This is a genomic window from Fictibacillus tiangongensis, from assembly GCF_048083785.1.
Taxonomy (GTDB): domain Bacteria; phylum Bacillota; class Bacilli; order Bacillales; family Fictibacillaceae; genus Fictibacillus.
Window position 1 is genome coordinate 2,814,332 of sequence record NZ_CP182294.1, and the last position, 24,487, is coordinate 2,838,818.

Annotated in this window: 21 protein-coding genes and 1 riboswitch; of the genes, 2 read left to right on the top strand and 19 right to left on the bottom strand. The window is 40.0% G+C overall.

The features are described from left to right. Nucleotides 1-54 precede the first annotated feature (54 nt). The 4 genes from ACNJYY_RS15095 to ACNJYY_RS15110 all read right to left on the bottom strand — a co-directional run bounded on the left by ACNJYY_RS15095 (nucleotide 55) and on the right by ACNJYY_RS15110 (nucleotide 3,766). Nucleotides 55-522 carry an acyl-CoA thioesterase gene (locus ACNJYY_RS15095; protein WP_416729126.1) on the bottom strand — a complete coding sequence of 156 codons (468 nt, stop codon included), beginning with the start codon at nucleotides 520-522 and terminating at the stop codon, nucleotides 55-57. A gap of 101 nt (nucleotides 523-623) precedes the next feature. Then, the gene (gene sdhB / locus ACNJYY_RS15100) at nucleotides 624-1,379 is read right to left on the bottom strand and encodes a succinate dehydrogenase iron-sulfur subunit (RefSeq protein WP_144698733.1); all 756 of its coding nucleotides are present in this window, start codon (nucleotides 1,377-1,379) and stop codon (nucleotides 624-626) included. A gap of 2 nt (nucleotides 1,380-1,381) precedes the next feature. Next, on the bottom strand, nucleotides 1,382-3,142 hold the full coding sequence (sdhA, locus tag ACNJYY_RS15105) for a succinate dehydrogenase flavoprotein subunit (protein WP_066396656.1): 1,761 nt from the start codon (nucleotides 3,140-3,142) through the stop codon (nucleotides 1,382-1,384). A 15-nt stretch (nucleotides 3,143-3,157) separates the two neighbouring features. Next, nucleotides 3,158-3,766: a succinate dehydrogenase cytochrome b558 subunit gene (locus tag ACNJYY_RS15110; protein WP_144698731.1), complete on the bottom strand. Its 609-nt coding sequence runs from the start codon at nucleotides 3,764-3,766 to the stop codon at nucleotides 3,158-3,160. 304 nt (nucleotides 3,767-4,070) lie between these two features. On the opposite strand from ACNJYY_RS15110, the gene ACNJYY_RS15115 reads away from it, so the two are divergent. Next, nucleotides 4,071-4,517 (top strand): YslB family protein, encoded by a 447-nt coding sequence (locus ACNJYY_RS15115; protein WP_144698729.1) that lies wholly within the window; start codon nucleotides 4,071-4,073, stop codon nucleotides 4,515-4,517. A 39-nt stretch (nucleotides 4,518-4,556) separates the two neighbouring features. Here the strand turns inward: ACNJYY_RS15115 and ACNJYY_RS15120 are convergent, their stop codons facing one another. From ACNJYY_RS15120 to zapA, 14 genes are all read right to left on the bottom strand, one after another. Next, the gene (locus ACNJYY_RS15120; protein WP_416729127.1) at nucleotides 4,557-5,795 is read right to left on the bottom strand and encodes an aspartate kinase; all 1,239 of its coding nucleotides are present in this window, start codon (nucleotides 5,793-5,795) and stop codon (nucleotides 4,557-4,559) included. Between the two features lie 194 nt (nucleotides 5,796-5,989). Next, a riboswitch (Lysine riboswitch) is annotated at nucleotides 5,990-6,178 on the bottom strand. Between the two features lie 65 nt (nucleotides 6,179-6,243). After that, entirely contained in the window at nucleotides 6,244-7,995 is a 1,752-nt protein-coding gene (gene uvrC, locus ACNJYY_RS15125) for an excinuclease ABC subunit UvrC (RefSeq protein ID WP_416731887.1), read from the bottom strand. A 215-nt stretch (nucleotides 7,996-8,210) separates the two neighbouring features. Beyond that, nucleotides 8,211-8,522, bottom strand: coding sequence for a thioredoxin (gene trxA, locus ACNJYY_RS15130; protein WP_416729128.1), 312 nt, complete (start codon nucleotides 8,520-8,522; stop codon nucleotides 8,211-8,213). A 114-nt stretch (nucleotides 8,523-8,636) separates the two neighbouring features. After that, the gene (locus ACNJYY_RS15135; RefSeq protein WP_416729129.1) at nucleotides 8,637-9,233 is read right to left on the bottom strand and encodes a histidine phosphatase family protein; all 597 of its coding nucleotides are present in this window, start codon (nucleotides 9,231-9,233) and stop codon (nucleotides 8,637-8,639) included. A gap of 68 nt (nucleotides 9,234-9,301) precedes the next feature. After that, nucleotides 9,302-10,273, bottom strand: a complete 972-nt coding sequence (locus tag ACNJYY_RS15140) for an electron transfer flavoprotein subunit alpha/FixB family protein (protein ID WP_066396682.1) — start codon at nucleotides 10,271-10,273, stop codon at nucleotides 9,302-9,304. A 12-nt stretch (nucleotides 10,274-10,285) separates the two neighbouring features. Continuing rightward, nucleotides 10,286-11,056 carry an electron transfer flavoprotein subunit beta/FixA family protein gene (locus ACNJYY_RS15145; RefSeq protein WP_416729130.1) on the bottom strand — a complete coding sequence of 257 codons (771 nt, stop codon included), beginning with the start codon at nucleotides 11,054-11,056 and terminating at the stop codon, nucleotides 10,286-10,288. A 14-nt stretch (nucleotides 11,057-11,070) separates the two neighbouring features. After that, nucleotides 11,071-11,844 (bottom strand): enoyl-CoA hydratase, encoded by a 774-nt coding sequence (locus ACNJYY_RS15150; protein ID WP_416729131.1) that lies wholly within the window; start codon nucleotides 11,842-11,844, stop codon nucleotides 11,071-11,073. A 26-nt stretch (nucleotides 11,845-11,870) separates the two neighbouring features. After that, a complete protein-coding gene (locus ACNJYY_RS15155; protein ID WP_144698717.1) occupies nucleotides 11,871-12,473 on the bottom strand; it encodes a TetR/AcrR family transcriptional regulator in 603 nt (200 codons plus the stop codon). Nucleotides 12,474-12,680: 207 nt separating this feature from the next. Further along, nucleotides 12,681-14,372 (bottom strand): long-chain-fatty-acid--CoA ligase, encoded by a 1,692-nt coding sequence (locus ACNJYY_RS15160; protein ID WP_416729132.1) that lies wholly within the window; start codon nucleotides 14,370-14,372, stop codon nucleotides 12,681-12,683. Between the two features lie 535 nt (nucleotides 14,373-14,907). Then, nucleotides 14,908-15,312, bottom strand: a complete 405-nt coding sequence (locus tag ACNJYY_RS15165) for a DUF350 domain-containing protein (protein WP_144698713.1) — start codon at nucleotides 15,310-15,312, stop codon at nucleotides 14,908-14,910. A gap of 43 nt (nucleotides 15,313-15,355) precedes the next feature. Continuing rightward, nucleotides 15,356-17,713 carry an endonuclease MutS2 gene (locus ACNJYY_RS15170; RefSeq protein ID WP_416729133.1) on the bottom strand — a complete coding sequence of 786 codons (2,358 nt, stop codon included), beginning with the start codon at nucleotides 17,711-17,713 and terminating at the stop codon, nucleotides 15,356-15,358. Between the two features lie 33 nt (nucleotides 17,714-17,746). Then, nucleotides 17,747-19,465, bottom strand: a complete 1,719-nt coding sequence (polX, locus tag ACNJYY_RS15175) for a DNA polymerase/3'-5' exonuclease PolX (RefSeq protein ID WP_416731888.1) — start codon at nucleotides 19,463-19,465, stop codon at nucleotides 17,747-17,749. 415 nt (nucleotides 19,466-19,880) lie between these two features. Then, nucleotides 19,881-20,417, bottom strand: coding sequence for a CvpA family protein (locus tag ACNJYY_RS15180; RefSeq protein ID WP_416729134.1), 537 nt, complete (start codon nucleotides 20,415-20,417; stop codon nucleotides 19,881-19,883). Nucleotide 20,418: 1 nt separating this feature from the next. Further along, nucleotides 20,419-20,682, bottom strand: a complete 264-nt coding sequence (zapA, locus tag ACNJYY_RS15185) for a cell division protein ZapA (protein WP_144698705.1) — start codon at nucleotides 20,680-20,682, stop codon at nucleotides 20,419-20,421. Between the two features lie 156 nt (nucleotides 20,683-20,838). On the opposite strand from zapA, the gene rnhC reads away from it, so the two are divergent. Then, nucleotides 20,839-21,783: a ribonuclease HIII gene (gene rnhC / locus ACNJYY_RS15190; protein WP_416729135.1), complete on the top strand. Its 945-nt coding sequence runs from the start codon at nucleotides 20,839-20,841 to the stop codon at nucleotides 21,781-21,783. Between the two features lie 265 nt (nucleotides 21,784-22,048). Here the strand turns inward: rnhC and pheT are convergent, their stop codons facing one another. Further along, entirely contained in the window at nucleotides 22,049-24,472 is a 2,424-nt protein-coding gene (gene pheT, locus ACNJYY_RS15195) for a phenylalanine--tRNA ligase subunit beta (RefSeq protein ID WP_416729136.1), read from the bottom strand. Nucleotides 24,473-24,487: the final 15 nt, after the last annotated feature.

The window sequence follows — 24,487 nt, forward strand, 5'->3', positions numbered from 1 at the left end:
TCATTTAAAAAGTATGAAGAATATGACGGATAAACCATAAAAAAAAGCCCATTTTCATACATGGGCCCCTTTAGAAAAACTATTTAGTTGGTTTTTTAGCTCTTCATCCCACTTTACAGGACGTCCATTTCGTCTAGAAATCTGAACGATAGCACCTCTTCCTGTAAATACAGTAATCTTCTTCTCGTTTATGCCTAAATAGTGTATGTCGATTGAAGATGAGCCTACTTCATTTATTTTCACATACACTTTTAATTTTTCATCGTACATGATCTGAGCCAAATAGTCACATTGAAGGTCTGCCACAACCGGAATCTCTTCTGAATCAGGAGCACCCCAGTCAGTCATCAAACCCAGTTCCTTAAACATCGCGATTCGTGATTCTTCCATATAAGTAAAGATATTCGTATTGTTCACGTGGCCAAATCCGTCAATCTCACCAAAACGTACTTGCAATTCGTGATAAAAAGAAAAGCCCTTCTGCCAATCATCCATATTTGATATGTAATCTTGTCTCGCCAATTTCTTTACCGCCTTTCTTATACAGATATTTTATGAATCGCTATTCAGTTATTAGGTTTTAAAAAAGCTTCTCCCTGATGAGAGAAGCTCTGTATGATTCTTTAACGATCACTGCCAAAGAAGTTCTTAAATGCTTGGAAGCTTGTATCACGGTTAAGTGCAGCAATTGATGTGGTTAAAGGAATACCTTTAGGACAAGACTGCACACAGTTTTGAGAGTTGCCACACTCTGCAAGCCCTCCGTCATCCATGATCGCGTTCAAACGTTCTTCCTTGTTCATCTCACCGGTTGGATGAGCATTAAACAGACGAACTTGCGATAAAGGTGCTGGTCCGATAAAGTCGGAATTTGTATTTACGTTCGGACATGCTTCTAAACAAACACCGCATGTCATACATTTCGAAAGTTCATATGCCCATTGACGCTTTGTTTCAGGCATACGAGGACCTGGTCCAAGATCGTACGTACCATCGATTGGAATCCAAGCTTTAACTCGTTTAAGTGCATCAAACATTCTACTTCTATCGATCGCCAAATCACGGACAACCGGGAATGTTTTCATTGGTTCAAGACGAATCGGCTGTTCCAATTGATCAACAAGAGCCGTACAAGATTGTCTTGGCTTTCCGTTGATTACCATTGAACATGCACCACAAACTTCTTCTAAACAACCCATCTCCCAAGTAACGGGAGTCGTAGCTTCCCCTTTTGCGTTAACAGGGTTTCTACGAATTTCCATAAGAGCAGATATTACGTTCATATTTGGACGATGAGGAATCTCAAACTCTTCTAAATATGGGGCAGTCTCTGGGTTATCCTGTCTTGAGATGACGAATTTCACCATTTTTGTGCTCATGCTTACACCCCTGCCTTCTTCTTAGAATAGTCACGTTTACGTGGCTGGATAAGCGAAACATCTACTTCTTCATACTCAAATTCTGGTCCGTTCGTTGTTGGATTGAATTTCGCTTTTGTTGTTTTTAACCATTGTTCATCATTACGTTCAGGGAAGTCTGGTTTGTAATGTGCTCCACGGCTTTCATCACGGTTAAGTGCACCTAGCGTAATTACACGAGCCAGTTGAAGCATGTGCCATAGCTGACGCGTAAAGGATGCACCTTGATTGCTCCATTTAGATGTATCGTTAATATTGATGTTTTTGTAACGCTGCATCAATTCTTGGATCTTTTCATCCGTTTGTTTTAATTTATCGTTGTATCTAACAACGGTTACGTTATCTGTCATCCATTCTCCAAGTTCTTTATGGATCACATAAGCATTCTCAGTTCCATCCATAGAAAGAATGTTGTTGTATACTTCTTGATCTTTTTTCACTTGGTTATCAAACACAGTAGAAGGTACATCTTCAACAGTTTTTTCTAATCCTCGAATATATCTAACAGCTGACGGGCCAGCTTCCATACCGCCAAAAATAGCTGAAAGCAGCGAGTTAGCTCCTAATCTATTAGCACCATGATACTGATACTCACATTCACCAGCTGCAAAAAGACCTGGAATGTTCGTCATCTGATCATAATCAACCCACATTCCACCCATAGAATAGTGAACCGCAGGGAAGATCTTCATTGGTACTTTACGAGGATCATCACCCATGAACTTCTCATAGATCTCAATGATTCCACCAAGCTTGATATCAAGTTCTTTAGGATCTTTGTGTGAAAGATCAAGGTATACCATGTTCTCACCATTTATTCCTAGCTTCAGATCAACACACACGTGGAAGATCTCACGTGTAGCGATGTCACGAGGAACAAGGTTTCCGTAAGCTGGATACTTCTCTTCTAGGAAATACCAAGGCTTTCCGTCTTTATATGTCCAAACACGTCCACCTTCACCACGTGCTGATTCACTCATCAATCGAAGCTTGTCATCTCCAGGGATGGCCGTCGGGTGAATTTGAATGAACTCACCGTTCGCATAATAAACACCTTGCTGATAAAGAGCTGATGCTGCTCCACCTGTATTAATAACAGAGTTCGTAGATTTCCCGAAAATGATACCAGGGCCGCCAGTCGCCATAATAACGGCATCCGCAGGGAAACTTACGATCTCCATCGTTTTCAAGTTTTGTGCGGTGATTCCACGACATTGCCCTTCGTCATCAATAATGGCAGATAAGAATTCCCATCCTTCATATTTCGTGACAAGACCTGCTACCTCGTGGCGGCGAACTTGCTCATCTAGTGCGTACAATAATTGCTGACCTGTTGTTGCACCGGCAAACGCAGTACGATGATGCTGTGTTCCTCCGAAACGACGGAAGTCAAGTAAACCTTCAGGCGTTCTGTTAAACATTACACCCATGCGGTCCATTAGATGGATGATTCCAGGCGCTGCGTCACACATCGCTTTTACAGGAGGTTGGTTTGCTAAAAAGTCTCCACCGTATACAGAGTCATCAAAATGCTCCCATGGTGAATCCCCTTCACCTTTTGTATTTACAGCACCGTTTATGCCACCTTGAGCACAAACAGAATGCGAACGTTTTACTGGAACAACTGAAAAGAGGTCAACATTTACACCAGCCTCAGCTGCTTTGATTGTAGCCATTAAACCGGCGAGACCTCCGCCAACAACAATAATTTTCTGATTACTCAATTTGTCTCACCCCTTTTAAATAAATGCAAAGATTGTTCTTACGCTAACAATTGCAAGTGCAACAAATACACCCATTGTTACGTATGTTGAAATTTTTTGTGAACGAGGCGAAACTGTAAGGCCCCAGCTGACAAAGAACGACCATAATCCGTTAGCAAAATGGAATACTGCTGATAAAACACCTACAAGATAGAAGGCAACCATGAATGGAGAGCTTAAGATGTCTGCCATCATATCAAAGTTTACTTCTTGTCCGAACGCAGCTTGTACACGTGTTTCCCAAACGTGCCAAGCGATAAATACTAATGTGATAACGCCTGTTACACGCTGAACGAGGAACATCATGTTGCGGAAATAGCCGTAGCGGGTAACATTGTTTTTCGCTTGAAACGTAATGTAAAGTCCATACACGGCATGAAACAAAATTGGTAAGTAGATCACAAACGTTTCTAGGAAAATACGAAACGGTAAACTTTCCATAAAATGTGCTGCTTTGTTAAATGCTTCAGCATCCCTCGTCGCAAAATGGTTCACAACTAAATGCTGCACGAGAAAAATCCCGATCGGAATTACTCCTAATAATGAATGAATTCTTCTGTTAATAAAATCTCTACTGCCAGCCATTCTCTTGCCCCCTTCAAATTTAGCCTCTCTCTGGCTGCTAATCTTTGTTCCTCTCCACATGTAAGCGTTTTAAGTTTCCTCTTTTAGAGGATGAGTGTTAAACAATTAGCTTAATTAACTAGCAACATGTCCATTTTACTCCCATCGTTTGACACCGTCAAGAAAACGCTAACAACTAAATACGTAAATTTTCTTGATACACCAACGCTTTTAAAGCTTTAAGATTTTCGACAAATACTGATAGTTGCTATAGAGTTTAAACCGCTTTCCCGTTATAATAAAAATGAGAAAGAAGGGATGCAGAATGTTTAAACAAAAGACAAAGGATGAAAACACCCCTGTAGAACAGCTTTCTGTTTCAGCTTTTGGGTATGAGATCCTACGAAGCGACTTATTGCCTGAACTTCTTGGCAAACAAGAACGAAATATTCTCTATTGGGCAGGAAGACACTTGGCTAGAAAATATCCTTTACATACGATGGAAGAAGTTCACGCTTTTTTTGTTGAAGCTGGCTGGGGCACTCTTGAGATGATTGAAGCTTCAAAAACAGAGATGAATTTCTCTTTAAACTCTCAACTGATCATGCAGCGAATGGAAAACTTCACTCATCAAACGTTCAGCCTAGAAGCAGGCTTCCTTGCTGAACAAGTTCAGCTACAAAAAAAATGTACAACAGAAGCTTTAGAATCAATGAAAAGAAACAAAGTTTTTATCACCGTTCAATGGGATAAAAAAGATACGATCGAATAACAAAAGCCGGCGGATTGCCGGCTTTTTCAATGTTTGGACTTACGTGTTCTGAACAGGAACACGAGCATCTAACTCAAACACATCATGCAGCGTTTCTATCGACTTAATCATATCTTCTTGTTTCACAACAGTAGATACTTTAATCTCAGATGTGCTAACCATCTTGATCATAATCTCTTCGTCTGAAAGAGCTTTAAACATTTTAGCTGCTACACCAGGATTTGAGATCATGCCAGAACCTACGATTGATACCTTCGCTAGACCTTGTTCATAACTGATCGATTCAAATCCTAATTTTGCTTGATGCGCGGCAAGCACTTCTTGAGTAGCAGACAATGAATTTGATTCGATCGAGAACGAAATATTAGTACTTTCTTCATTTAATACATTTTGAATGATGATGTCTACATTTATTCCGTTCGAAGCCAAAATCGTAAACAGTTCCGCTAGTGCATGTATTTCATTAGGAACTGAAGAGACCGTAATTTTTGTTATGTTTCCTTCAAATGCAAGACCTCTAACCATTAAATTTTGTTCCATAGACACTTCCTCCTCAACTAATGTTCCACGCTCTTCACTCATACTTGATCTTACTTCTAATGTAATATTATAGTTTTTAGCAAACTCAACCGCCCTCGGATGTAAGACACCTGCGCCAAGGTTGGCCATCTCTAACATTTCATCATAAGAGATCGAAGGTAGTTTTCTAGCCGAATTCACTACACGGGGATCAGTCGTATATACACCGGTCACATCGGTATAGATGTCACATCGATCTGCATTAAGAGCTGCTGCTAGCGCAACGGCTGTTGTATCAGATCCACCTCTACCAAGAGTGGCAATATCCTTTGTTTCAGGAATAATTCCTTGAAATCCTGCAACAACTACGATATGACCATCTTTTAACAATGAAGAGATGCGTTTTGAATCGATGTCTAGTATTCTTGCATTTGAAAAGGTATCTTCTGTTTGAATGCCCGCTTGCCATCCTGTTAATGATTGAGCTTTATATCCTTCTTGATGCAGAGCCATCGTCAATAGGGCGATCGTTATCTGTTCTCCCGTCGTAAGGAGCATATCCATCTCCCGTTTTGAAGGGTTCTGACTAATATCTGTAGCAAGCTTTACAAGTTCATCCGTTGTTTTACCCATGGCTGAAACAACAACCACGACTTCATTTCCTGCCTCTACTTCATGGATGATTCGTTTCGCCACATTTTGTATTCGCTCAACTGAGCCAACACTAGTTCCACCAAATTTTTGAACGATTCTCCCCATATACTCCAATCCCTTCTTGTTGTAAGATTCTATCTCTTTTATTAGAAGACTTTGTTGACGCTAAAATGACCACGTCAGCTTAGTTTGCACGTATACTTTCAGGTCACTTAATTTGAAAGTAAATACAAAAAAGCAACAATAAGGAAAAACCCCTATTGTTGCTATAATCCGTAGCAAGCCAAGTTTGTTCCCCCTCGTGAGATAGTCCTCCACACAAACCCTGGGGGGACTTGTGTGACAGCTCTGTATTTATTCAATACAGGTCCAGCATAAAAGGCTAGAAGCCCTTTTACACTTCGGCAAGAATCCCCTTTCCACCATCATCACTAGAGCTTCTTCTCTTCAGATGGGTTACTATTGGTTCCTGCTCCTCTACCATCACTTCATACGAAGCATGGCATATTTATAAAGTTGGATTCATTTTAACAAAGTTACTCAAAGGCTGCAACTACTCATTTGATAAAAATGCTTTTTCTATCAGCTCAGCTACTGGTTTAGGTACACCAGCTGCTTGAATCTCATCAACAGAAGCTTCTTTTAACTTCTTTAATGAGCCAAAATGGCGAAGAAGCATCTTCTTCCGTTTGTCACCGATACCTGCAATACTGTCTAATGTTGATTCAAACATACTTTTAGACCGAACTTTTCGATGGAATGAGATCGCAAACCTATGAACTTCATCCTGAATTCGTTGCAACAGATAGAATTCCTGACTGTTTCGAGACAAGTGTATCATCTCTGGAGGATCACCGATCCATAGCTGTGAGGTTCTATGCTTTTCATCTTTCGATAGACCTGCTACAGGAATAAATAAATTAAGTTCGTTTTCTAACACATCTTGAGCCGCTGATATCTGCCCTTTTCCACCATCGATCAGAATCAGACTAGGAAGCTCTCCTTCTTCTTTTAACACTCTTGTATATCTGCGGCGAATAACTTCTTTCATGGAAGCATAATCATCTGGTCCTTCCACAGATCTGATCTTGTATTTTCGATAATCCTTTTTATAAGGTTTACCATCAACAAAAACAACCATCGCAGAAACAGGATCTGTTCCATGTATATTCGAGTTATCGAACGCTTCAATACGATAAGGAGCAGCAATTCCGATTCTTTCGCCAAGGTTCTCAACGGCTTTGACCGTTCTCGCTTCATCTTGCTCAATCAGAGCAAATTTTTCGTGAAGAGCTAAAGATGCGTTTTTAGTTGCTAACTCTACTAGCTCTTTCTTTTGTCCTTTTTTTGGTTGCAATACTTTTACTTGAAGAAGTTCCGAAACAAGATTAGCATCTACTTCTTGAGGAAGCAGGATCTCTTTAGGCAGAAGATGATTCTTTTGCAGATAGAACTGACCAATAAAAGTTAATAGATCTTCATTCGCCTCTCCATAAAACGGAAAGACAGAAATATCCCGGGCGATCACTTTACCTTGTCTGATGAAAAAGACTTGTACACACATCCAACCTTTATCAAAATGGTAGCCAAACACGTCTCGATCCACCAAATCTGCTGTCATCATCTTTTGCTTTTCCATAACAGCTTCAATGTGCTGTATCTGATCTCGAAGCTCTTTTGCGCGTTCAAAGTTCAATGCTTCAGACGCTTCTAGCATCTTTTCCGATAACTCATTTTTAACGTCCTGGTAACCGCCATTAAGAAATTTTACAATGCCATCAACCATCTTCTTGTTTTCTTGTTCGGTTACATCATATACGCAAGGACCTAAACATTGGCCGATATGATAATACAAACACACCCGTTTAGGCATCGTGTCACACTTTCGGAGCGGAAATATACGATCTAAAAGTTTCTTCGTTTCTTGTGCAGCATAAGCGTTCACGAACGGACCAAAATATTTTCCTCCGTCTTTTTTAATCTTCCGTATATATAGAAGTCGCGGCTGTTTTTCAGCAGTAATCTTTAAGTATGGATAGCTCTTATCATCTTTTAGCATCACATTATAACGAGGGTCATGCTTTTTTATTAGATTCATCTCTAGAACTAATGCTTCCATCTCAGTAGAAGTTACAATGTATTCAAAATCTCTGATCTCACTAACAAGTCTCTGCGTTTTGCCATCATGTGTCCCAGAAAAATAAGACTTAACACGGTTCTTTAACACTTTCGCCTTACCAACATAAATAACTTTCCCGAACTCATTCTTCATAAGATAGCAGCCAGGTTGATCTGGTAGCAACATTAATTTTTGTTTTACAGAAATAGAGGTCAATTTCTTCCCCCCTTCACTCTCAGCAGTCTTTTATACTATCATATCATGTATCAGCCTGATCATAATACTATCATGATTTCAATACCACATATTTTCATTTATCGACAATATTTCCTAGAAAATATTGATCAGTATGTAAAATGCATAAAAAAAAGCCCGAGCAACGGGCTTTTTTGGGTTAAACCTTATTTATGTTTGTTTAATAGTTCAACTAAAGCTTCTTTCGGTTGGAAACCGACAACTTGATCTACCACTTGACCGTCTTTGAAAACGAGTAGAGTCGGAATACTCATAACTCCAAATTTACCAGCTGTTTCTTGGTTTTCATCAACATCAAGCTTAACTACTTTTACTTCTTCCATTTCTTGATCTAATTCTTCAAGAACAGGAGCGATCATTTTACAAGGTCCGCACCATGGTGCCCAAAAGTCAGCAAGTACTAAACCTTCGTTCGTTTCTGTATTAAATGTTTGATCTGATGCATTAACAATAGCCATTTATTTGGCCCTCCTTTTGAATATCAAAGTGTAAACAAAGTATATCCCACAAATGTTACAGTTGCTAATAGTTTGCTCACGTTTATGGTACCCAAGTTTTTAATTCGACAAACGTTAGATTGTTGCACTCGTTTCAAGATGTTTCTGACAGTTAAATAATTCACAATTCCAATCGTTTTCTGCTTTTAGGTTAAAGACCGAAAATGACGTGTTATTTAGACCGTACCACCGATCTGTATCATCCTGCAGCAGTTCTTTAAAAATCCTTACAAGCAAAGCGCCATGAGTAATGATCAAAATCTTTTCATCCTTATGCTTTTGTATAATGTCTTGTAAAGCTGCTTTCCATCGAAGATCCGCATCCTCATTTGTTTCTCTGCCTAATTCAAGCTCCATCCAATTTTCTCCCCAGCGTTCGACTCGTTCGGATTCAGTGGTACCTTCTGTTTCTCCGAAAGAGATCTCACGCAGCCTTTCATCGGCTATCACGTTCAACCCTGTTACTCCACTGACAGCCTCAGCTGTATGAAATGCTCTAAGAAGTGGACTGGCATATATAGCATCCCATTTCTCATCTGCAAATCTTTTTGCTAAACGTTCTGCTTGATACTTTCCGTTGTCATTAAGCGGTATATCCTTGCAGCCTTGAGCTCTTTTTTCAGTATTCCAATCGGTTTCACCGTGACGAATAAATGCTATTGTTGTCATCATACACCTTCCTCGTTCCATAATTGAAAAAAACGTCCAGAAAAACGGACGTTTTCATTCGCTACATTCTATTATACTAACACTTTCTTAAACTCTTCTGTTAATAAAGGAACGACTTCGAAAAGGTCACCAACGATTCCGTAATCTGCTACTGAAAAGATGCTAGCTTCTGGATCTTTGTTGATTGCAACGATTACTTTAGAGTTGGACATCCCAGCTAGATGCTGGATAGCTCCAGAAATACCACAAGCGATATACAGATCAGGGGTTACAACTTTACCCGTTTGACCAATCTGCAATGAATAATCACAATAATCCGCATCACAAGCACCACGAGAAGCTCCTACAGCTGCACCAAGTACATCTGCAAGTTCTTGAAGAGGTTTGAAACCATCTTCAGATTTAACGCCTCGACCCCCAGCAACGATAATCTTTGCTTCTGCTAGATCTACACCAGTAGATGCTTTGCGGACAACTTCTTTAACGATCGTTCTTAAGTCTTTAATATCAACGGAAACAGATGTTACATCCCCGGAGCGAGATTCATCCTTCTCTAATGGTGCGATGTTATTCGGACGAATCGTAACGAATACTAGACCATCTGAGATTAATTTCTTTTCAAAGGCTTTTCCAGAATATACAGGGCGAGTAAATACCGTGTTCTCACCCGCTTGTTCCAGTCCAGTAACATCTGAGATCAGTCCCGATTCTAAACGAGCTGCAAGTCTTGGGGAAAGATCTTTTCCTAAAGAAGTGTGTCCGAACACGATAGCTTCAGGGCTTTCATCATCGATGATCTGCTTTAAAGTTTGGAAATAACCATCCGGTGTATAGTTCGCTAGTTTTTCATTTTCCGCTGTAAGTACACGGTCAGCTCCATAGTGAATTAACTCAGTTGCTAATGACTGCACAGAGTCACCGCATAATACTGCGAAAACTTCTCCGCCGCCAGAAATTTCTTTTGCTGCTGCAATTGCTTCGAATGAAACATTACGTAACGCACCGTCACGGGATTCTGCAAGTACTAAAACTTTTTTTGCCATGATGACTCCTCCTTATATTACCTTCGCTTCGTTTCTTAACAGAGATACAAGTTCTTTTACTTGCTCTGGTGTTTCACCTGACAGGATTTTTCCAGCTTCCTTTTTTGGCGGAAGATACACTTCTACTGTTTTTGTTTTCGCTTCAACTTCATCTTCATCAATATCAAGATCATCTAACTCTAGCGTTTCAAGAGGCTTTTTCTTTGCTTTCATGATACCTGGTAACGAAGGATAACGCGGCTCGTTTAATCCTTGTTGTGCTGTTACCAATAATGGTAGAGATGTTTCGATCTTCTCAAGATCTCCTTCAACATCGCGTTCGATGTTAACAGTCGTACCGTTCACTTCAATCTTTGTGATCGTTGTTACGTGTGGGATATCTAATAATTCTGCAAGACGCGGTCCAACTTGACCAGTACCGTTATCAATCGCAACGTTTCCGCCTAGAATAATGTCGTATTCTTTATCTTTAAAGTAAGCTGCTAAAACTGACGAAGTCGTGAACTGATCTTGGCTGTCCAAGTCTTCGTTTGAAATAAGAACCGCTTGGTCTGCTCCCATAGCCAGTGCTGTGCGAAGTTCTTTTTCAGAATCTTCGTCCCCAACCGTGACAACCGTAACAGTGCCGCCGTGGGCATCTTTTAATGTGATCGCTTCTTCGATCGCATATTCGTCATATGGATTAATAATGAATTCTGCACTATCTTCAGAGATCTTGTTGTTTGAAACTGAAATTTTTTCCTCTGTATCAAAAGTACGTTTTAAAATAACAAAAATGTTCATCGTTACCCTCCTAGTTATCGGTCCTGAAATTCAGGCGTTCTTTTTTCAATAAATGCTGAGATTCCTTCTTGTCCATCAAAACTTTTAAAAGCTTTTCCAAACAGTTCCTGCTCTTTCTCTGCACCTTTTTCATAGAGTCCATGTCTCGCGTAATGCAACAATTCTAATGTGTACTTAGTGGAAACAGCACTCTTCATAGAAAATTCTTCAGCCATTTTGTAAGCCTTTTCAAAAAGTTCTTCTGTTGGATAGGAGCTGTTTGCTAAACCAAATGCAACAGCATCTTTTCCTGAGATCGGCTTACTTGAAAGGAGCATCTCGCAAGCTTTAGGTACACCTACAAGCTGTGGCAGTCTTTGAGTTCCTGCGAACCCCGGTACCAGTCCTAGTGTGAGCTCGGGAAGACCAAGTTTCGCATCTTCTGCCACCAGTCTTATGTGGCAACTCATCGCAAGTTCAAGACCGCCACCAAGCGCTGCTCCATGAATCGCAGCGATCACTGGTTTTGAGAACTTTTCGATTCGGTCAAAAACATCTTGTCCCTTTTTTCCAAGCTCTGCAAAACCTTTTTCATCAGTAACTTCTGTAAACTCTTTGATATCAGCTCCTGCAGAAAAGAAACGTCCATCTCCTAAAATAATAATTGCTTTAACAGAGTTATCATTTTCGATCTGATCGAGTGCTTTGTCGATTTCAGCAATAACTCCCGTTGATAATGCATTGGCTGGCGCACGATTAAGTTTGATCGTAGCCACTTTATTTTGTTTTTCAATTTGTAAGAATTCCAACTTCGTATTCCCTCCTTTTTTGAAAATCAATCATCTGGATTTACAGACCGAACGGACAGACCGTTTACAAGCATCTGGTGTACGGGACCAGCAAGAGCAGGAAGATCATATCGATGATCGTTCATCACCCAGTTTGTTGCTGTTTCGTCGATTGTTCCGAAGATCATCTGACGAGCTAATCTGTAATCCATGTTCTTAACAAAAACGCCTTCATGCATTCCATCCTTCAAGATAGAATCGATTAAATCTAAGTACCTCTTTAATACTTCACCGATTTTTGCACGAAGTTGTCTGTTTGTCTGCCTAAGTTCTAGCTGAGTAACGATTGATAGTTCAAAATCAGCAGTCAGTTGCTTAAAGTGCATCTCGACAAGAATTCTAAGTTTCTCAATCGCTGAATCGTTACTTTTCAGCTCGTTTTCTGTTTTTTCGATAAAGGTCCCCATCTTCTCATTAAAAACAGAAACAAGCAGATCTTCTTTATTTTTAAAATATAGATAGATGGTGCCGTCAGCGACACCTGCTTCTTTCGCTATCTTTGAAACTTGGGATTGATGATAGCCGTGCTCCGCGATTACATTTACAGCTGCATCAATTATTTTTTCATATTTTGGACCTTTACGCTTCATTTCTATCGCCTCTTTTTGTATAGCACAATCAACTTTTTCAAAAATGAATGATTGTTCATTCATAATTGTAAAACAAATCTTTCTTTTCTGTCAATTTCATTATGTCATTTTTTCTATACATTTTACAAGTTTAACTTGAAGTTAACGTCTTTTCATTTTTTAAAAGTGATTTTTTTCACATAGAAAAAGCCGCCAGGTGGCAGCTTTTTACGAGCTTTGTTTTGCCTTCTCACGTTCTTCTTCCAAAAGAACTCTTCTTAAGATTTTTCCTACCATCGTCTTAGGAAGCTCTTGTCTGAACTCATAGAGCCTAGGTACTTTAAAGGACGCAAGATGTTCCCGGCAGAATTTATTTAACTCTTCTTCCGTACACTCTGCTCCTTCCTTTAAAACAACAAAAGCTTTTACCGTCTCTCCTCTGTATGCATCAGGCACACCGACTACTACAGCTTCTTTTACTTTTTCGTGTTCATATAAAACTTCTTCTACCTCACGAGGATAAATATTAAATCCACCTGCGATGATCAAGTCTTTTTTGCGATCCACGATGTAAAAGTAACCTTTTTCATCCATATAACCCATATCCCCCGTAATCAACCAATCTTCTCTAAATACAGACGCGGTCTCTTCGGGTTGGTTCCAATACCCTTTCATAACCTGAGGACCTCTTACAGCTAACTCTCCGATCTCACCCGGCTCTGCCCATTCACCTGTCTCAGCCGAGATGATTGCTGCTTCTGTGTTCGGCCAAGGTAATCCTATGCTGCCTCTTACCTGATCACCATAAATAAGGTTCGCATGAGTAACTGGTGAAGCCTCTGTAAGTCCATACCCTTCTACTAATGAACCTGAAATGACTGCCTGAAATTTTTGTTGCACTTCAAGAGGCAGAGCAGCCGAACCGCTTATACATGCCTGAATGGATGAAAGATCGTATTTTTTTAGATCTGGATGATTCAGAAGTGCGATATACATTGTCGGAGCGCCTGGAAATAGTGTTGGTCGTTCCTTATGAATCGTCTTCAAAACTTGCGCTGGATCAAACCTAGGAAGAATAATCATCTCTGCTCTCGTTATGATGCCAAGATTCATTACACACGTCATTCCGTATACATGGAAGAAAGGCAGAGCACCGAGAATTTTTTCTTTTCCCTCTCTGTTTTTATACATCCATGTATTGCACTGTAACGCATTCGTGACTAGATTTTTGTGTGTCAGCATCACACCTTTTGCTGGTCCTGTTGTACCCCCAGTATACTGCAGCAGGGCAAGATCCTCATCGGGGTCAACCTCTACTTGTGGCTTTACTGGTTGAGAGCGTTTCTGCAGATCTCGAAATGAATGAACTTCATGATTGTACGTAATATCAACGACGACTGTTGGATTCTGCCTTTTTTGAATAAAAGGATAGATTAAATTCTTAGGAAATGGAAGATAATCCTTCACAGAGGTCATGATGATGTGTTCAATGTTCGTATCTCCCCGAACGGCTGAGATTCTTCCAAACAAAAGATCTAATCCTACAATGACTTTTGCACCGCTGTCTGATAACTGATGGCGTAATTCTCTCTCCGTGTATAGAGGATTCGTCTGCACAACAATTCCACCTATAAAAAGCGTGCCGTAATAGGCGATGACTGCTTGCGGGCAGTTAGGCAGCATGATGGCAACACGATCACCTTTTTTTACACCAAGGGTTGTTAGAGCATGTGCGAAGCGTAAACTGCATTCATGAAGCTCACCGAATGTTAAAGTCTTTCCTAAAAAGTGCACAGCAGTTTTATCTGTTTTTTCTTCTGCTGCTGATTCTAAATACGCGAATAAAGGTTTGCTGTCGTAATCAAGATGTCCCGGAATCTCACTGGGGTAACTGTTGAGCCACCGTCTTTCCACTTGCATCTCCTCCTTTAATTCACGCCTTCCTTCAAAATTTCTATATCTTTATTCCTATTATATTGAAAACGTATACAATTTTATATACTTTTTTAAAAATTATAAATAATTAAATAATACGGTTCTAAAAACTGCTTATTGGGCATATTCAACGATGCTCTCGGTAGTAGTTGATTTCCGCTCCAGGTTGCTCGCTTTCCGCGGGGCAGGCGGTGAGCCACATTCGTACGTTTCACGTATAAGTGTCTCACCTGCCCACCTGTCCCGCAGGAGTCGGCAACCTTGCGCTCCAATCAACCTGCACAGAAGAAATTAGAAACAATAAAAGTAACATCTTTTAAGTAATACTAAGTAAAACAATCATTAAAGATTAATAACAATTACAGAACAGTCTTAAGGAAAACAATAAACCAGCTCTCCATTTGAGAACTGGTTTTGAAATTTAAGCAAAGAAGAATAAGTAGATAAGTCCTGCCGCGATGAATACTCCGCTTAACACAAATAACACTTTAAATAACGTTTCCATATCTTTTCCCTTCAGCTATTCGATTCCTTCACCGATTACAAATGATAAACCAATTGAGATGATCATCGATATGAAACCAACTGCTCGATTATCGTTCTCGATCTCTTTATCGATCTGAAACTTTGGGGTTAAGAATTCGAAGATAAAATAGCCGATCAAGAGCAGGATAAATCCATAGGCACTCCACGTTATCATCATTAGTATGGAATCATTTTGAGCGATCGAGTAACGAAAGATGTTCGCGATACCAAAAATTTTCCCGCCAGTAGCCATAGCAACGGAAAAGTTGCCTTTCTTGATTTCGACCCAGTTTTTATAACGCGTAACCAGTTCAAACACAGCCAAAAAAACGACGAGACATAGCACGACAACGCTATAGTTTGCTGCTGTTTTAATAAAAGCGTTACTCATAAAATCCATTCAACAATACCCCTTTGTAAACGGCTTGGTTTAATTCACTATACTATTTCAATACAGCGACTGTTACACCGCCTCCGCCTTCACCAGCTGCACCCATACGAGTGGATTTAACATTTCGATGCGTTTTCAAAAGCTCTTGAACACCTTTTCTAAGTGCACCTGTCCCTTTACCATGGATGATATACACTTGGTTGAAACCAGCTAGGAGTGCTTCATCCAGATATCGATCCACCTCTAGCATCGCATCTTCATACCTTTTCCCTCTTAGGTCAAGTTCAGGACGAGAAGAATCAGAGTTTCCTGATACTTTTACGAATGAACGCGGTTCAGGTTTCGGTTTACTTTGTTTTACCCATTCTAAATCTTTTTCAGATACATTCATCTTTAAGATTCCAATCTGAACTTGGTATTCGTTGTTGCTTACTTTTTCAACGATATGTCCTTTTTGACCTACAGTAAGTACTCTTACCTCGTCACCTGGAACGTACTCTTGTTTTGTTGATACCGCTTTTACCTTCTTGTTTTTGGTTTTTGATTTTGGAACAGCTTCTTCTAATCTCTTTTTCGCTTCAATCAGTTTATGCTCTTTGATCTGTCCGCCAGATTTTTGAAGTTCACGAATCTCATGAATGATCTCTTCTGCTGTTTCACGTGCTTTTTCAATCGCCTTTTCTGCTTCCTGCTTTGCTTTTTCATACAATCGATCTTTTTCATTTTGAAACAGTTCAAGTTCTCTTTCTAGGTCACCCTTAATAGACTCTGCTTCTTTTCGTCTGTTCTCTGCTTCTTCCATTTCTTTTTCTGCTTTTTTACGATTATCTTCTAAAGACTTGATCATATTATCAATCTTGTTCTCATCTTCACTGATCTGAGAACGAGCTGAGTCAATAATATCTTGACGGAGCCCGAGTCTTTTGGATATCTCAAACGCGTTACTTCGGCCTGGCACTCCCACTAATAGACGATATGTAGGTCTTAACGTCTGCACATCAAATTCTACTGAAGCGTTCATAACACCTGGCCGGTTGTACGCATATGCTTTCAACTCACTATAATGGGTTGTCGCTACGACACGTGCTCCCCGCGCAAAAACGAAGTCTAGAATTGAAATAGCGAGGGCTGCACCTTCTTGTGGATCTGTCCCTGCTCCAAGTTCATCAAAGAGAACGAGTGATTCGAAGTCAATCTTGTTTAAGATGTCTACAATGTTAACCATATGTGAAGAAAATGTACTTAGTGATTGTTCAATAGACTGTTCATCACCTATGTCAGCATAGATATTCTTAAAGACAGCCATTTCTGATTCTTCTGCAGCAGGAATCTGTAGGCCACATTGCGCCATAAGTGTAAGCAGCCCGATTGTTTTTAGGGTAACCGTTTTACCACCTGTATTTGGACCTGTTATGACGAGTGATTGATACTCGCCACCTAACATCACAGTCGTTGGAACAACCGTTTCTTGATCGAGAAGTGGATGTCTGCCACTATTGAGTGAAATATAACCTTTGTCATTCATAATCGGACGCGTACATTTTAGCTCATTGGCGAATCTAGCTTTTGCTAGAATAAAATCCATCTCTGCTAGAATATCTACGTTCAACAGAATATCATCAGCATGTTCAGCGACTTCAGCAGTTAGTTCCCTTAAAATCTTTTCTACTTCGCGCGCTTCTTTCGCTTTTGCTTCTTTCACTTGATTGTTAACCGTCATAACAGATTGAGGTTCAATAAACAGAGTCGCTCCACTCGCTGATTGATCATGGACCATTCCGCCAAAATTACCTCTGTACTCTTGTTTTACAGGAATAACGAATCGGTCGTTACGAATCGTTATGATCGAATCAGATAACATTTTTTGATAACTGGATGATCTGACGATTGATTCCAGCTTTTCTCTTACGCGCGCCTCAAACGTACGCAGTTGCTGACGAATCGCACGAAGTTCTGGACTAGCGCTATCCATCATATGTCCGTTGTCATCGATACAGCTTTTAATCTCTTGTTCTAGCTCATGAAGAGGAATGATGTTTTCTGCTGCATTCTTAAGGATACGCAGCTCAATTCCATCTTCTACCAAGTTCTCGATAAATCGCTTAAAACGTCTTCCACCATAAAGAGTAGAAGCGATATCCATCAGATCTTCTTCGTTTAGCAGACTGCCAATCTTTGATCGCTTAACATTTGATGAAACATCAAAGATCCCGCCAAATGGAACTTGTCCTTTTAATCGGAGAACTTTTACACCTTCATCTGTAGCATCTTGAGCCTCAATTACATCTTCGAGTGCTGTAAACGGTATTAAGGAATTTATCTTATTTAGTCCAAGTGAGCAACTCGCATGCTTTTTTAGACGATCGATCACTTTTCTTAGTTCTAAAACACGCAGCATTTTTTCTTGCATATATTCTTCCTCCTGATTCCCCAGGACCTAGAGCTATTTTTCACGGTTTAAATAGGTTTCAAGTTCGTTTAATGTCATTGTGTTTAACACATTGCTTTTTCGAACAAAACCTTTTCGGGCAACCGCTGCTCCAATCTCCATATGTTTCATCGTGTCTTTATAATGTGCATCTGTATTAATCGCTACCTTGATCCCAAGTTCCTGAGCTTTCCTTAACCAGTGTGGAGCAAGATCAAGACGATTCGGATTCGCATTCAACTCAACAGCGGTCCCTGTTTCATAAGCAAGCTGCAGAAGGGTTTCAACATCCACGTCATATCCTTCTCTGCGTCCGATCAGACGCCCTGTCGGGTGGGCGATCAGATCAACCTTTTTATGTGTTAACGCCGTCTTCAAACGATCCATGATTTTGTTTTGATCTTGAGAGAACGCAGAATGGATGCTCGCAATAACAAAATCCATTTCTTCTAACAATTCATCATCATAATCAAGTGTACCATCTGGTAGAATATCCATCTCAATTCCAGCTAGTATCTTAAAATCGGTATACCTTTTATTTAACTTATTGATCTCTTGTCGCTGCATACGCACTCTCTCAGGAGTTAGACCATTTGCTACTCGTAAATATTGAGAGTGATCTGTAATCGCCATATATTCATAGCCTTTGCTTCGTGCTTCCTCAGCCATTTCTTCAATCGAGAACGCTCCATCACTCCAAGTAGAATGCAGATGAAGATCTCCTTTTATGTCTGATAACTGAATTAGGTCATGACCATCTTTAAATAATTCGATTTCTTCACCAGATTCTCTCGCCTCAGGTGGAATCCAGCTTAAAGAAAAATGAGCATAGAAATCCTCTTCCGTGTCAAATGTAAGAATTTCACCAGTTTCTATATTTTCTACACCATATTCACTGATCTTTTCGCCTCTTGCCTTTGCAAGCTGACGCATTTTAACGTTATGCGCCATAGAGCCCGTAAAATGATGCAGTGTAGTAGCAAACTGATGAGGTTTTACGATACGAAAGTCTACAGATACAGAGAGTTTCTCATCAAGTACAAGAGAAACCTTCGTATCTCCACTTGCAATCACGTCGATAACTCCATCCAGTTTCAACAGTTGCTCTTTTACTTCACTCGGATGTTCACTTGAAATAATAAAATCCAAGTCTTTTATTGTTTCACGGTATCGTCTTAAACTTCCTGCTCTAGAGTATCTCTCAATATTGTTCATTCTTTTTAACTGAGATTCTATTTTTTCTGCAATGGGCAGCATGTATGCTATAGGAAGCCTCTCTGGTCTTTTCCCCAGATCTTTTAACGATGCTAAAATCTTTTCTTCTGTTTTAGCGCCAAACCCTGCCAATTCTCTTACTTTACCATTTTCACATGCTTCTTTTAGAGATTCAATATTCGTTACACCTAACTCGGAATAAAGTTTAGCGATTTTCTTACCTCCAAGATTAGGTACCTGCAGCAGTGTTACCAGTTCTGACGGTACTTTTTCCTGAAGTTCAACTAAAAGTTCCGACTCGCCCTTTTCTATCATCTCAATTATTACAGAAGCTGTTCCTTTGCCTATTCCTTTTAGTTTCGATACATCTCCAATCTCATCCATCGTTCGCTCATCACTCTCAAGAGCGTTCGCTGCTTTACGATAAGCGGAAACTTTAAAAGAATTCTCACCTAAGATCTCAAGGTACAAAGCTATCTGTTCCAGTGCGCGTACTACCTCTTTTTTATTTACCATAATAAGCTCACCTCTATTTTCATTGTCATGCTAGTATGATAATGGCTTTAATAATTTGTGTTATTATCCCTATAGCACTTTACACTCTTGCTTCATCGACCAAAGTTGATTGTAGCGTAAGGTTGCTGACTCCTGCGGGACAGGCTGGCAGTCTGAAAAGTGTAAATGGCTGGTTCAGCCCCGACAAGCAAAAGGTGAATGGATTTGAAGGCGTACTTTGCCTTCTGAGCCATTTAACTTTTGACCTCGAGGGGCTAGCCATTGATACTAGACAGGTGAGACACTTATACGTGAAACGTACGAATGTGGCTCACCGCCTGCCCCGCGGAAAGCATGCAACCTGAAGCGGAAATCAACCACTTTCAAGAACAACTGAGTATAAACTGCAAAGAAAAAAACTTCTCCGCGCTGGGAGAAGTTATGCCATATGTTTCATCCACATTTCCTTTACGGACTCAGAAAATACGGGGGTGTTTTTGACCATTCCCTGTGCGATCCATGAATTTTCATAATGAGCTTGAAAGGCTTCAATCGGAACTAATGTTGCGATATACAATAAGATAAACACGATCAAATAAACTTCTACAAAACCTAATAAACCACCGAGCCATCTGTTGAACGTATGAAGAATCGGTAAGTTTGCAAGAAAATCGAGCATAGACCCAAGAATCTGCAGGATAATCTTGGTGGCGAAGAACAGGATAGCAAAGGCGATCGCATTATAATAAGCTTGTTCAAGTGATATGCTGTTCATTAAGAAGGAAACAGAACTATCATTTGAAGAAGGGTATGGAATCCACAATTCTAGCTTTGGCGCAAGTTCATCGTAATACAGATAAGCAATGATATAGGCTGCTATAAATCCGACCAAATGAACGAGCTGCATGATGAAGCCTCTTTTTAATCCAATTAAAAATCCACCTGCTAATACGATAATTAAAATCAAATCTAACATACTAACTTTCCTCTTTTCCAATTCGCTGTTGCAATTTTTTCAGCTCTTCTTTAATCTTTAAATATTCGTTCATTGTATTTACTGCTGTAAGAACAGCTAGTTGTTTCGTGTCGAGAAACCGGTTATGAGATTGAATCTCTCTCATTTTTAAGTCTACTTTATCAGCTACTAAATGAATGTGGCTGGAGGATTCGGTCCCTGCAATTACATATCGTTGTCCATAGATTTCGACCGTGGTACGGTTTTTCTTTTTCTCTTCCGCCACAAAATAACCTCCTTAACATACAAAGGATCATTCATTTAATGAATACTCTAATCTTTATCTTATCAAATATCGTTCACAGTTGAAAATATTTCTGTTCTATTGTAGCGTTTTTTTGATATATTTGGAAATCTCTTCATTATTAGGAGGATTACTATCATGTCTCACGTTGTTAAAAAGATGACCCGTTCAGAAATACTTGAGATGAAAAAGGAACTCACATCCGTTCTATCAGCTAAAACCCCACCTGGCGCAGTTTTTTCAGCAAAACTCTCAGATTGCACCGTTACAGCATATCAGTCGGGCAAAGTCTTGTTTCAAGGAAAGGGAGCTGAAGCTGCTTCTCAAAAATACTCAGGTGAAGTTTCCGTTTCAAAAGCGAAAAACAAGCCGGTTAAACCACCTCACCAGTATGCCCCACCACAGAACGCAGCAGAATTATCAATGATCGGAAGTGACGAAGTTGGAACAGGAGATTATTTTGGACCGATGACCGTTGCTGCCGCATACGTTTCAAGAGCTAATCTTGAACTCGTAAAAGAACTAGGTGTGAAGGATTCCAAACACTTAAATGATAAACAGATCATTCAAATTGCAAAAGAACTTATTCATACCGTACCATACTCACTCCTTGTACTGAATAATGAGAAGTATAACGAACTTCAGCAAAAAGGTATGACGCAAGGTAAGATTAAGGCTATCCTTCATAACCGTGCCTTGCAAAATGTAAAAGCTAAAATTGAAGGTGAAGAGATAGAAGGTATATTAGTCGATCAGTTCTGTGAACCTGGTGTGTACTTTAACTATTTAACAAGAGAGAAGAACCTCTTAAAAGAAGGGCTTTATTTTGCTACAAAAGGTGAATCAATACATCTTTCCGTTGCCGCTGCATCCATCTTGGCGAGATATAGCTTTTTAAAAGAAATGGATAAATTAGGGGCTCGCTTCAATACTGTAATCCCAAAAGGCGCAGGTCCTCATGTCGATGTTAAAGCGGCAGAACTTGTTGAGAAGTTCGGACAGTCTGTTTTTGATACAGCAACCAAAAAGCATTTTGCAAATACTCAAAAAGCGCTAAATTTATTACGTAAAAAGAAGATTTAAGGGGCGGAGAGGATGAATCCATAAGGAAGCATCCTCTTTTTCGCAGAGCGAGCATCCGCCATTGGTTACTAAAAAGTGATAATCACATAAAAAATACGGTTCATCACATAAAAAATGAAGTCCATCACATAAAAATGATCCTTTTTCACATAAAAGTGTCCAGTTCGCATTGACACCCTTTTCAAAAACGGCAAAATATGCAAAAACTGCCTAATAATAAAGACAAAAAACTGGCCATCTCTCGATGAACCAGCTTCTTCAACAATTATTTTCTTAGCTGAGCGCCAAAGCGTTCTTCTAAGCTCTTTAATACGCGATTATGTGCCGTTACAACTTCTTCATCTGTTAACGTTCGTTCTGGATCAAAATATTTCAGTGAGAATGCAAGTGATTTCTTGCCTTCTTCCATCTTTTCACCTTCATACAGATCAAAAAGATTAACTTCTTTTAACAGCTCTCCACCTGCAGCTTGAATCACAGTTGTTAGGTCTCCTGCTGGAAGTTCTTGATCAACCACAAGAGCGATATCTCGTGTAATCGAAGGATAACGCGGCAATGTTTGATAGACCATCTGATCTGTTTCCTTCTCTAAAAGACTAGTTGCGTTCAACTCGAAAACATACGTATCTTTTACATCCAACTCTTTTTGAAGAGCTGGGTGAAGCTGACCTACAAATCCTACAGAAATGCCATCAAGTTTCACGATCGCTGTTCTTCCTGGATGCATGTTCTCAATTTCTCCAGCTTCATACGTGATACGTTCAGAAAGGTTCAGTTCACCCATGAGACCTTCTAAGATTCCTTTTAACACATAAAAATCAACAGTCTTTCTTTCGCCTTGCCATAGATGCTCGTTAAACACACCTGTAACTGCGCCTGAGACGAACACATACTCTTCAGGAAGATCTGTTAATACTTCTTGGCGATTGATGAAGACTGAGCCCATCTCATAGATAGCAAGGTCTTCCATCGAACGATTTCTATTGTATTGAAGTACTTCTAAAAGCTGCGGCAATAAACTCATTCTTAACGTGCTGCGTTCTTCACTCATCGGATGCGCAACTGAGATCGGATATACCTTCTCATCGCTAAATGAAAAATGAGTAGACTTTAGAGGAGTAGTCAATGCGTATGTTACAGCTTGATACAGCCCCGCACCTTCTAGATACGTTCTGATATTACGGCGTTGTGCCTGATTCTTCGTTAGACCACCCGGACGCGCTTCCGATAAAAGATACGTAGTTGGGATACGGTCATATCCATAGATACGTCCTACTTCTTCAATCAAATCCGCTTCGATCGTTATGTCTGGTCTGCGGGAAGGAACGTTTACTTCGAACTGTCCGTCAGATTCTTTATAACCAAAACCTAAACGCTTAAATATAGACGCAGTTTGTTCAGATGTGATCTCAGTTCCTAAAAGATTATTCATTCTAGATACATCCATCTTGACGCTGTATGTGTTAACTTCTCGTTTACCCGCTTCAACGATTCCTTCAGCAACTTTGCCTCCTGCAAGCTCGGCCATAAGGCTAGCCGCTCTCATTGCTGCTGCATACACACGGTTACGGTCTATGCCTTTTTCGTATCTCGAACTTGCTTCACTGCGTAAGCCTAGATCTTTTGAAGCTGCTCTTACACGACCTGAAGCAAAATATGCTGCCTCTAAAAGTACGTTTGTTGTGTCAGATTGAACTTCACTCGTTGCGCCACCCATAACACCAGCTACTGCAATCGGATCTTTTCCATTTGTGATCACTAAGTGAGTTTCTTTAAGTTTACGATCTTGATCGTCAAGCGTTTGAATGTGTTCACCTTCTGTTGCACGGCGGATCACAATCTCTTTTGAACCTAATCGATTATAGTCAAACGCGTGTAACGGCTGACCATACTCAAGAAGTACATAGTTTGTGATATCAACGATGTTATTGATGGGACGAATGCCTGATGCCATTAAGCGATTCTGCATCCAAAGCGGAGAAGGACCAATTTTAACATCACGGATGATCATCGCTCCGTAATATGGATTATCTTCAAGCGATTCAATCTGAACCGAGATAAATTCTTCTGCTTTTTCTTCAGTCGTTTTGATCGATGTGTTTGGAAGTTTCACTTCTTGTTCTAAAATCGCAGCTACTTCATTCGCTACACCGATCACGTTCAGACAATCAGCTCGGTTTGGTGTAAGTCCAAGTTCTAACACATGGTCATTCAGATTTAAGTATTCTAATGCATCACTTCCAGGCTCTGCCTCACTTGGCATCACAAAGATTCCTGTTGCATATTCTTTTGGTACTAATTTGGTATCTACACCTAACTCTGTAAGTGAACAAATCATTCCGTGAGATTCTTCACCGCGAAGTTTTGCTTTTTTTATTTTAAAGTTACCTGGAAGAACCGCTCCAGGTACAGCAACAGCCACTTTTTGGCCTTGAGCTACGTTTGGTGCACCGCACACGATCTGTGAGACTTCACCTTGACCTACATCTACTTTACAAACTCTAAGCTTGTCAGCGTTCGGATGCTGGATGCATTCTTCCACATATCCAACAACTACTCCACTGATTCCTTTATTTAGTGACTCGACCATCTCGACTTCAATACCGCTTTTTGTAATCTTATCTGCGAGTTCAGACGGTGAGATTTCTACGTTTACATATTCTTTTAGCCAGTTATAAGAGATTAGCATATAATTCCCCTCCTC

Excerpts from the sequence above, each read along its gene's own strand:
- sdhB (WP_144698733.1), bottom strand. The coding sequence starts at position 1,379 with ATGAGCACAAAAATGGTGAAATTCGTCATCTCAAGACAGGATAACCCA.
- ACNJYY_RS15135 (WP_416729129.1), bottom strand. The coding sequence starts at position 9,233 with ATGATGACAACAATAGCATTTATTCGTCACGGTGAAACCGATTGGAAT.
- ACNJYY_RS15120 (WP_416729127.1), bottom strand. The coding sequence starts at position 5,795 with ATGGGGAGAATCGTTCAAAAATTTGGTGGAACTAGTGTTGGCTCAGTT.
- pheT (WP_416729136.1), bottom strand. The coding sequence starts at position 24,472 with ATGCTAATCTCTTATAACTGGCTAAAAGAATATGTAAACGTAGAAATC.
- ACNJYY_RS15110 (WP_144698731.1), bottom strand. The coding sequence starts at position 3,766 with ATGGCTGGCAGTAGAGATTTTATTAACAGAAGAATTCATTCATTATTA.
- ACNJYY_RS15165 (WP_144698713.1), bottom strand. The coding sequence starts at position 15,312 with ATGGATTTTATGAGTAACGCTTTTATTAAAACAGCAGCAAACTATAGC.
- ACNJYY_RS15170 (WP_416729133.1), bottom strand. The coding sequence starts at position 17,713 with ATGCAAGAAAAAATGCTGCGTGTTTTAGAACTAAGAAAAGTGATCGAT.
- rnhC (WP_416729135.1), top strand. The coding sequence starts at position 20,839 with ATGTCTCACGTTGTTAAAAAGATGACCCGTTCAGAAATACTTGAGATG.
- ACNJYY_RS15180 (WP_416729134.1), bottom strand. The coding sequence starts at position 20,417 with ATGTTAGATTTGATTTTAATTATCGTATTAGCAGGTGGATTTTTAATT.
- ACNJYY_RS15155 (WP_144698717.1), bottom strand. The coding sequence starts at position 12,473 with ATGAAGCGTAAAGGTCCAAAATATGAAAAAATAATTGATGCAGCTGTA.
- ACNJYY_RS15145 (WP_416729130.1), bottom strand. The coding sequence starts at position 11,056 with ATGAACATTTTTGTTATTTTAAAACGTACTTTTGATACAGAGGAAAAA.
- uvrC (WP_416731887.1), bottom strand. The coding sequence starts at position 7,995 with ATGTTGCTACCAGATCAACCTGGCTGCTATCTTATGAAGAATGAGTTC.
- ACNJYY_RS15115 (WP_144698729.1), top strand. The coding sequence starts at position 4,071 with ATGTTTAAACAAAAGACAAAGGATGAAAACACCCCTGTAGAACAGCTT.
- ACNJYY_RS15140 (WP_066396682.1), bottom strand. The coding sequence starts at position 10,273 with ATGGCAAAAAAAGTTTTAGTACTTGCAGAATCCCGTGACGGTGCGTTA.
- ACNJYY_RS15160 (WP_416729132.1), bottom strand. The coding sequence starts at position 14,372 with ATGCAAGTGGAAAGACGGTGGCTCAACAGTTACCCCAGTGAGATTCCG.
- trxA (WP_416729128.1), bottom strand. The coding sequence starts at position 8,522 with ATGGCTATTGTTAATGCATCAGATCAAACATTTAATACAGAAACGAAC.